This window comes from Cryobacterium shii (assembly GCF_004402595.1).
Taxonomy (GTDB): Bacteria; Actinomycetota; Actinomycetes; order Actinomycetales; family Microbacteriaceae; genus Cryobacterium; species Cryobacterium shii.
In genome coordinates this window covers 1-8,364 of record NZ_SOFY01000087.1, presented here as the reverse complement: position 1 = coordinate 8,364, position 8,364 = coordinate 1, and the positions used below count along the sequence as shown (strand labels likewise).

The following is an 8,364-nucleotide window of genomic DNA, read 5'->3' as shown; positions in this document are numbered from 1 at the left end:
ACATTCCCGACGACGACGTGGATCAACGAACCCGAAAAGGAAGGAACGAACTCAATGACCGCCTAAGGAAACTGACTCACATAGGTTGACATCTTCCGGACTCCCGCTCGGGTCATTATTGGCCCCCGAATGAGGGATGGAAACGGCTGAGCCCGGCGAAGTTGAATATTGCCCCTTGAGCGCACAAATGGCCCCCAGGGAACAGTCCAGGGGGCCATCTGTGCGCTTTCGCTGCCGGCGTGGTGCGCGTTACGGCGGGTTATTCCTTGGCGACCAGGGTGAGCACGTCGTAGGTGGCGACGACCTCATCGTTCTGGTTGTGCAGCACGGCATCCCAGCAGACCTCGCCGTACTCGTCCGTCTCACGCGGGGTGATGCGCTTGGCCGTGAGGGTGACCCGGATGCTGTCGCCCGCCGAAACCGGAGTGACGAACCGCAGGTGCTCCAGTCCGGAGTTCGCCAGCACGGGCCCGGGGGCCGCGTCGACGAACAGCCCGGCCGCCCAGGACACCAGGAGGTAGCCGTGCGCGACGATTCCGGGGAAGAACGGGTTGGCAGCGGCGGCCTCGGCGTCGGTGTGGGCGTAGAACTTGTCGCCCGTGGCCTCGGCGAAGGCCGTGATGTCCGCGAGAGTGACCACGCGCGGTCCACCCTGCGTCTGGTCGCCCACGCGAAGCTCGGCCAGCGACTTGCGGAACGGGTGGATGCCCGTGTGCACGGCTGCGCCGGTGTGCCATTCGCCGGTGACGGCGGTCAGCATGTCGGGCGAGCCCTGGATGGCGGTGCGCTGCATGTGGTGCAGCACCGAACGGATGCCGCCCAGCTCCTCGCTGCCGCCGGCGCGCCCGGGCCCGCCGTGGACCAGGTGCGGCACGGGTGAGCCGTGACCGGTGCTGCTTCGGGCATCGACCCGGTCGAGCATCAGGACCCGGCCGTGGTGTGCGGCGATCCCGAGCACGAGCGTGCGCGCGACGTCAGGGTCGTGCGTGGCGACCGTGGTCACCAGCGAGCCGCCGCCGAGGGCGGCCAGCGCGACGGCGTGCGCCAGATCGGTGTACTCGATGATGGACGCGACCGGGCCGAACGCCTCGATCTCGTGCACGGCCGGGCATTCCGGGTCGTCGAAGGCCAGCAGCACGGGCGCCACGAACGCGCCGACCGGATCGGTCCCCTCCGGGGTGTCCAGGCTGCCCATCACGATGTGCCCGCCCCCGCTGATCAGGCGCCCGACGCTGCCGAGCACCTCGTCACGCTGTTCCCGGCTCGCGAGGGGGCCCATCGTGACCCCCTCGGCGCGCGGGTCCCCGATGGTGACGCGGCGCGCCACGCGCTCGGAGACGGCCGCGACGATCTCGTCCCGGCGTCCCGCCGGCACGATCAGGCGACGGATGCTGGTGCACTTCTGGCCGGCCTTGCTGGTGATCTCGGTGACGACCGAGGCCACGTAGGCGTCGAATTCGGCGGTGCCCTTCGTCGCATCCGGTCCCAGGATCGCGGCGTTGAGCGAGTCGGTCTCGCTGGTGAAGCGCACGCCGCCCTCCACCACGTTGGGGTGCGCCTTGAGGCTGCGGGCGGTGCCGGCGGAGCCGGTGAAGGCCACCAGGTCGCGGTAGTCGAGGTGGTCGATCAGGTCGCGGGCGCTGCCGGAGATGAGCTGGAGGCTGCCGGTCGGGAGGATGCCCGACGCCAGGATGTGCCGCACGACCGCCTCGGTCAGGTACCCGGTGGGGGTGGCCGGCTTCACGATCGTGGGGACCCCGGCGATGAACGCCGGCGCGAGCTTCTCGAGCATGCCCCAGACCGGGAAGTTGAACGCGTTGATCTGGCACGCGACCCCGGGGATGCGGGTGTAGATGTGCTGGCCGCTGAACGAGCCGTCGCGGGAGAGGGCCTCGACGTCGCCGTCGACGTAGACCTGGCTGTTGGGCATCTCGCGGCGTCCCTTGGAGGACAGGGTGAAGAGCACGCCGATGCCGCCGTCGATGTCGACCATCGAGTCGTAGCGGGTGGCCCCGGTGCGCGCGGAGAGCTCGTAGAGCTCCTCCTTGACCCCGCCGAGGTACTGGGCCAATTTCTTGAGCAGGATGGCGCGCTGGTGGAAGGTGAGTTCGCCGAGCGAGGCCTGGCCGATCGTGCGGGCGTGTTCCACCACCGCGGCGAGGTCGAGGCCCTCGCTGCTGACCTGAGTGATCTCGTCGCCGGTGCTCGCGTCGAGCACGCGCTGGGTGCGGGCGCCGTCCGCCGGAGTCCACCAGGAGTCGAGAACGTAGCTGGGCACAACCGTGCCGGTGCCGGGTTCAGAGGTGCCGGGTCCAGAGCTGAGGAGTGTCATGATGCGTCCTTCCAATCGAAGAAGCCGCGGCCGCTTTTGCGTCCGAGGTCACCGCGCGCGACGAGGTCGCGCAGCAGCTGCGGCGGGGTGAAGCGGTCGCCGAGGGTCTCATGCAGGTGCTCGGCGATGCCGAGCCGAACGTCGAGCCCGACGATGTCGGTCGTGCGGAGAGGCCCGACCGGATGCTTGTAGCCGAGCACCATGGCGGCATCGATGTCCTCAGGGCTGGCGACGCCCTCCTCGACCATGCGGATCGCCTCGAGCGCGATGGCGACGCCGAGGCGCGAGCTGGCGAAGCCGGGTGAGTCACGCACCATGATGGGCGTCTTGCCGAGTGCGGACACCCAGGACTGGGCGAGTCGCGCGAGCTCCGGGTCGGTGCGCTCCCCCGTGACGACCTCGATCAGGGTCGAGACAGGCACCGGGTTGAAGAAGTGCAGGCCGATGAACCGCTCCGGGCGGTCGAGCGCCTCGGCCAGATCGGTGATCGACAGCGAGGAGGTGTTGGACGCGAGCCAGGCCGTGGGCGCGAGGTGCGCCTCCACGGTGCGGAGCGCCTGCGTCTTGAGGGCGACGATCTCCGGCACGGCCTCGACGACCAGCCCGGAGCCGGCGAAGGCGGCGGCATCCGTCGCCACGCTCAGCCTGCCGAACAGCTCGTCGCGGCCGGCGGCCACGCTGCCGCGGCTGACCGACTTGTCAACGGCCGCCATCACCCGGTCGTGCGCGGCGGCAGCGGCGGCGTCGCCCTGCTCGACCACGGTGACGGATGCGCCGGCCATCAGGAACGCGTGCGCGATCCCCGCGCCCATCCGGCCGCCGCCGAGCACACCGACGTGCTGCGGCACGCCGCCGGGCAAGTTCTCGGTGCTGAGGCTCTCGGTGCTGAGGTTCTCGGTGCTGAGCGTCATCGCTTCTTCCTCTCCAGGAATGCGGTCATCCGGGTGAATTTCTCTTCCGATTCGAACAGGCGGGCCTGGGCCTCGTTGTCGGCCTGCGGGTGTTCGTGGGCCGGAACGTGGAAGACCTCCTTGGCCAGTTGGGTGGCCAGGGGGTCCTGCCGGGCGATCCGGTCAGCCAGGGCGTGCGCGGCCGCGAGGAGCGCGTCCGGCTCGTGCACCTCCGTGACGAGGTGCACGGCGAGAGCCTCCGCGGCGGTCAGGATGCGCCCGGCCAGGATGATCTCCTTCGCGACGGGCTCCCCCACGAGCTCGGCCAGCCGCCAGAGGGCGCCGGCGGCCGGGATGATGCCGAGCGCCGTCTCCGGGTTGCCGAGTCGGGCGGTCTCGGAGGCGATCCGGAAGTCGGCGGCGTAGGCCAGCTCGGCTCCGCCGCCGAGCGCCCAGCCGTCGATGGCCGCGATCACCGGCAGCGGCAGGCGGGCGATCCGCGCGAACAGGCTGGAATTGATGCCCTTGAGGGCGTCTTCCGCGCGCCGGTCCCGCAACTGGGCGATGTCCGCCCCGGAGGCGAACACGCCGTTCGTACCGGACAGGATCAGGATGCGCGGCCCGCGCTCGAGTTCGGCGCAGACCTGGTGCAGCTCGTCGATCATGGTCTGGTCGATGGCGTTGCGCACGTCGGGCCGGTTCAGCTGCACGTGTACGCGGTCGGGTCGGTACTCGACCAGCAGGGTCGTGAATTCGTGGCTCATCTAGACACGCTCCACGAGCAGGGAGGAGCCCTGTCCGACGCCGACGCACATGGTTGCCACGCCGCGACGGGCGCCCTCGCGCTCCATCCGGCCCAGCAGGGTGATCAGGATGCGGGAACCGGACGACCCGAGCGGATGCCCGAGGGCGATGGCCCCGCCGTGCCGGTTGACGATCTCCGGGTCCAGCCCGAGCCGGCGGATGCAGGCCAGCGACTGGGTCGCGAAGGCCTCGTTGAGTTCGACGGCATCCACGTCCTTGACGGTCAGGCCGGCCCGCTGCAGCAGTTTCTGCGTGGCCGGGACCGGGCCGAGGCCCATGGTCTCCGGTGCGACACCGGCGCTGGCGCCGCCCACCACGCGGGCGCGGGGGGTGAGGCCGAGGCGCTCGATGGCCGCGGCGCTGGCCACGATGATCGCGGAGGCGCCGTCGTTGAGCGAGCTGGCGTTGCCGGCCGTGACGATGCCGCCCGGTCGCACGACCGACCGCAGCGCGGCGAGGCGTTCGAGCGTCGTGTCGGCCCGGGGCCCCTCGTCGAGTTCGACCAGGCCGGCGCGGGTGGGCACCCCGACGATCTCGGCGTCGAAGATGCCGTCACGCTGGGCGTCCAGTGCCAGCCGGTGCGAACGCAGGGCGAAGGCATCCGCGTCGGCGCGGCTGATGCCGTCGATGGTGGCGACCTCTTCCGCCGTCTCCGACATAGAGAAGGTGGCCTTGTCGCGGGCCTCGAGGCGCGGGTTCCGGAAGCGCCAGCCGATGGAGGTGTCCACGATCTCGCCGGGCTTGGCGAAGGCCTTCTCCGGCTTGGCGAGTACCCAGGGTGCACGGGTCATCGATTCGACGCCGCCGGCGATGACGAGGTCGGCTTCACCCGCCTTGATCATGTTGGCCGCCATGTGCACGGCGGAGAGGCCGGAGGCGCAGAGCCGGTTGACGGTGATCCCCGGCACGCTGTCGGGAAGACCGGCCAGCAGCACGGCCATCCGGGCGACGTTGCGGTTGTCCTCGCCGGCCTGGTTGGCTGCTCCGAGGATCACCTCGTCGATCAGAGCCGGGTCCAGACCGGCGCGGGACACGACCGAGGCGAGCACCAGGGCTGCGAGGTCATCGGGACGGATGCCGGCCAGCACTCCGCCGTATCGGCCGATGGGAGTTCGAACACCATCAACGAGGAATGCTTCGGGCATGGCTTCATCACCTTTGATCGCCGTATTTACTAACTGACCGTTCGTTTCGTAAAGAATGTCATAGAAAGCACCAGATGGGCAACCGACAGCCCGCTCCGCGGGATCAGGCGGGCGGGATTCCCGCACGGGCTCACGCTACTGGGGCAGACTGGTCCGGTGACTTCACAGCCCCACACCACCCCCGCCATCCGTTCGCCTGGTTTCGGGATCCGCCGCAACCTGCTGCGTCCCGATCATTCCGCCCAGGCGGACCGGGTCACGCACATCGAGCTGTTCTTCGACCTCATCTTCGTGCTCGCGCTGACCCAGCTCTCCCGCTATCTCTACGAGAACCAGTCCTGGGCCGGCGCGCTCGAGTCCGCCGTGCTCGTTCTCGCCCTCTGGTGGATCTGGGTGCACACCACCTGGGTGACCAATGTGCTCGATCCGGCCCGCCTGCCGGTGCGCGGCGCCGTGATCGGCCTGTCCTTGATCGGGCTCGTAATCAGCGTGTCGATCTACGAGTCCTTCGGCGACCGGGGCCTCGTCTTCGCGCTGGCCTACGTCCTGCTGCAATTGGGCCGCACCGCCTTCATGGCGATCGCTGTGGCCCGCCACGACTCTGCGCTGTTCCGGACCTTCGTGCGGATCTTCCTCTGGCTGGCGATGGCGGGCGCCTTCTGGATCGTGGGCGGCCTGCTCCCCCCGGCATATCGCCTCGCGCTCTGGACCCTGGCTCTCGGCATCGAGTTCCTCTCCGCCGGCGTCGGCTTCCCAGTGCCCGGGCTCGGACGGTCCCGCCCGAGGAACGCCGAGCTCACCGGCGCGCACATCGCTGAACGCAGCGCCCTCTTCGTGATCATCGCGCTCGGCGAATCGTTCCTGGTAACCGGATTCGCCTTTGTCGACCAGTCGGCGTCACTGGCGGGCGTGCTGGGGCTGCTGATAGCTTTCGTCAGCGGCGTTGCGATGTGGTGGCTCTACTTCGATCACGCCGAGAGCGCCGGCAGCAGGGCGCTCGCGGCCGACGAGGGTTCCGGGCGCGTCGCCCGGCTCGCCTACACCTACGTGCACGCCGTGATCATCGCCGGCGTCGTGCTGACCGGTGTCGGCGACAAGGAAATCCTCGGGCACCCGCACGACACGATGATGCTCTCCACGGCCGTCACGATCACCGGCGGGCCACTGCTGTACCTGCTCGGACTGGCGCTGTTCCGTCTGGTCGTGACCGGCGAGGTGCTCCTGTCACACCTGCTGGGCATCGTCCTGCTGCTGTGCCTGCTGCCGCTGTCCTTCCTGCTGTCCCCTCTCCTGCTCGGAGCCGCGAGCATGGGGGTGCTGGCGGTCGTCGCCTGCTGGGAGACGATCGTGCGCCTCCGCAACGGCACGGCAGACGAGGAGGCCGGCTAGGCCGGAAAAGAAGAACGGACCGACTAGAAGAAGCCGTCGGGGGTGCCGGCCGCCTTCGTGACCGCGTCGGTGCCCATCCGCGCGGCGGTGAGCTGGGCCACGGCGACCCGCAGGCCCGACTCCATCTGGGACGCCCACACCTCGGTCTCCCGGCTGGCCGCGTCGGCGGCATCCGCTCGGGCGAGAGCCTTTTCCTTCTCGGCCCGCTCGTTACCGACCTGCTGGATGCTCAGCGTGATGCCGTAGTACGCGGCCACCATCGAGGCGATCGGGGTCGCGAACACAGCCAGGGCGTTGATGCTCTCGCTGGAGACCCCCGCCACGAGCATGACGATGAAGACCAGCGCCAGCGCCCCGATGGCGACCAGGACGACGAGCGCGGTGCGCTGGGCGGGCGACGGCACCCGTCTCACCGCGGCGGCGGAGGCAGCGCGCTCCGGCGCGGGCGGCTGCTCGGGCTCGGGCTGCAGCTCCGCCCCGCGTTCGTCGACGAAATCGGAAGTCACCAGGGTCTGGGTTGGATCGGTGTCCAGGGTCCTGGTCGGTGCGGGTGTTCCCGAATAGAAATCAGTCATGATGCGTGCTCCGTCCGGAGGAATCGGCTGGGTAGATTGGCTCATTGTCTTCTGCCGTTGGGGCGTGGTCAAGGTTGGCCCCGTCGTCGCCACCAAGGAAGACCCGTTTGTAGCTGCGACCGTCAGGCAACTCGATCGTCCGGCTGGCCAGCTTTCCCCGGCTGACCTTCAGATAGACGGCCTGAACGGTCACCCCCAGTTTCGCTGCTGCCGCCGACACGGACAAACCCGGCAGGTCGGTCGGCACGGTGCTGGGACGGACAGCTCGCTTGCGCCCCGCGGCTTGGCGGGCCGCGATCTCGTCATCCGTGCCGCTCCACCGCGACTTGGCCGCTGCGGTCTGCAGGAGCGTCGCTTCGGCGATCTCCTCCCAGGTCGATCCGCCGCGGAGTGCGTTCCGCACACCGGTCAGGGTGGCCGGGTCGGCATCGAGCTCACGGAGTAGGGTGCGGATGGCCCGCACGCGGTCGAGCGGGGCGGTCTGGGCGGATGCGTCCAGCTCGCCGAGCAGGGACAGCGCCGCGCTGGTCGTCGGTGCCAGAAAATAGCCCATGGGGTCTCCCTCGCTCGGAAGATCGGTGATCCTCGGCATCCAGCGTACGGGGTTCGGGGTTCGGGGTTCGGGGCACGGAGTTCGGGGCACGGAGTTCGGGGCACGGAGTTGGAGCGCCGGTCAGCGGGGCGGCAGCGGGACGGCCGAGGGGCTGGTGCGAGGTCGGCTAGTGCGCGGAATCGGTGGCCCGTGGGTGAGCGCGGGTGCGGGCGCGGTTACCGACGCCANGACGCCAGCACCGCTGGCCCGGTGGGCGCGGTGGTCCTGGCCCGGTACCCAGGTGCGGGCCGGGTCGTGGCAGACCGGGGCCATGACCTCGGGTTTGCCCCGCACCATGCGGATCAGCCACCCCGAGGTCTCGATGCTGTGATGGTGGAACCAGCAGAGCAGCACCCCGTTGTCGATGTCGGTGGGCCCGTGGTTGACCCACGGGATGATGTGGTGCACCTCGGCCCAGGCCGCGTTCACCTGGCAGCCCGGGATGATGCACCCGCCGTCCCGGGCGGCAATCGCCCGGCGTTGGGCCTGGGAGAAGAATCTCTCCTTGCCGCCGAGGTAGAGGACCTCCCCGTTCACTCCGAGAAGGATCTTGCGGTACCCGCCGGCGCAGATGAGCTGATTCACGGTGCGCATCGACACGGGGGCTTCGACCCCGTCGATCCAGCCGACTCCGTGC

Annotated in this window: 8 protein-coding genes; 1 reads left to right on the top strand and 7 read right to left on the bottom strand. The window is 69.7% G+C overall.

The features are described from left to right. Positions 1-259 precede the first annotated feature (259 nt). From paaZ to E3O49_RS16050, 4 genes are read right to left on the bottom strand one after another with little or no spacing between them, the layout of a single operon-like run. Positions 260-2,332: a phenylacetic acid degradation bifunctional protein PaaZ gene (gene paaZ, locus E3O49_RS16065; RefSeq protein WP_134364985.1), complete on the bottom strand. Its 2,073-nt coding sequence runs from the start codon at positions 2,330-2,332 to the stop codon at positions 260-262. Continuing rightward, positions 2,329-3,243 (bottom strand): 3-hydroxyacyl-CoA dehydrogenase family protein, encoded by a 915-nt coding sequence (locus tag E3O49_RS16060; RefSeq protein WP_134364986.1) that lies wholly within the window; start codon positions 3,241-3,243, stop codon positions 2,329-2,331. Before E3O49_RS16060 ends, paaZ begins: the two co-directional genes overlap by 4 nt. Continuing rightward, positions 3,240-3,986, bottom strand: coding sequence for an enoyl-CoA hydratase/isomerase family protein (locus tag E3O49_RS16055; RefSeq protein WP_134405315.1), 747 nt, complete (start codon positions 3,984-3,986; stop codon positions 3,240-3,242). Before E3O49_RS16055 ends, E3O49_RS16060 begins: the two co-directional genes overlap by 4 nt. Next, positions 3,987-5,171, bottom strand: a complete 1,185-nt coding sequence (locus E3O49_RS16050) for an acetyl-CoA C-acyltransferase (protein ID WP_134410223.1) — start codon at positions 5,169-5,171, stop codon at positions 3,987-3,989. It lies immediately after the preceding gene. 156 nt (positions 5,172-5,327) lie between these two features. On the opposite strand from E3O49_RS16050, the gene E3O49_RS16045 reads away from it, so the two are divergent. After that, complete coding sequence (locus E3O49_RS16045) at positions 5,328-6,560, top strand: low temperature requirement protein A (RefSeq protein ID WP_160141137.1); 1,233 nt, start codon at positions 5,328-5,330, stop codon at positions 6,558-6,560. 23 nt (positions 6,561-6,583) lie between these two features. Here E3O49_RS16045 and E3O49_RS16040 read toward each other — a convergent pair whose 3' ends face one another. From E3O49_RS16040 to E3O49_RS16030, 3 genes are all read right to left on the bottom strand, one after another. Then, the gene (locus E3O49_RS16040; protein ID WP_134364988.1) at positions 6,584-7,135 is read right to left on the bottom strand and encodes a hypothetical protein; all 552 of its coding nucleotides are present in this window, start codon (positions 7,133-7,135) and stop codon (positions 6,584-6,586) included. Beyond that, a complete protein-coding gene (locus E3O49_RS16035; RefSeq protein ID WP_134364989.1) occupies positions 7,128-7,688 on the bottom strand; it encodes a hypothetical protein in 561 nt (186 codons plus the stop codon). Before E3O49_RS16035 ends, E3O49_RS16040 begins: the two co-directional genes overlap by 8 nt. 120 nt (positions 7,689-7,808) lie before the next feature. Beyond that, positions 7,809-8,321 carry an HNH endonuclease signature motif containing protein gene (locus E3O49_RS16030; protein ID WP_478213387.1) on the bottom strand — a complete coding sequence of 171 codons (513 nt, stop codon included), beginning with the start codon at positions 8,319-8,321 and terminating at the stop codon, positions 7,809-7,811. Positions 8,322-8,364 lie beyond the last annotated feature (43 nt).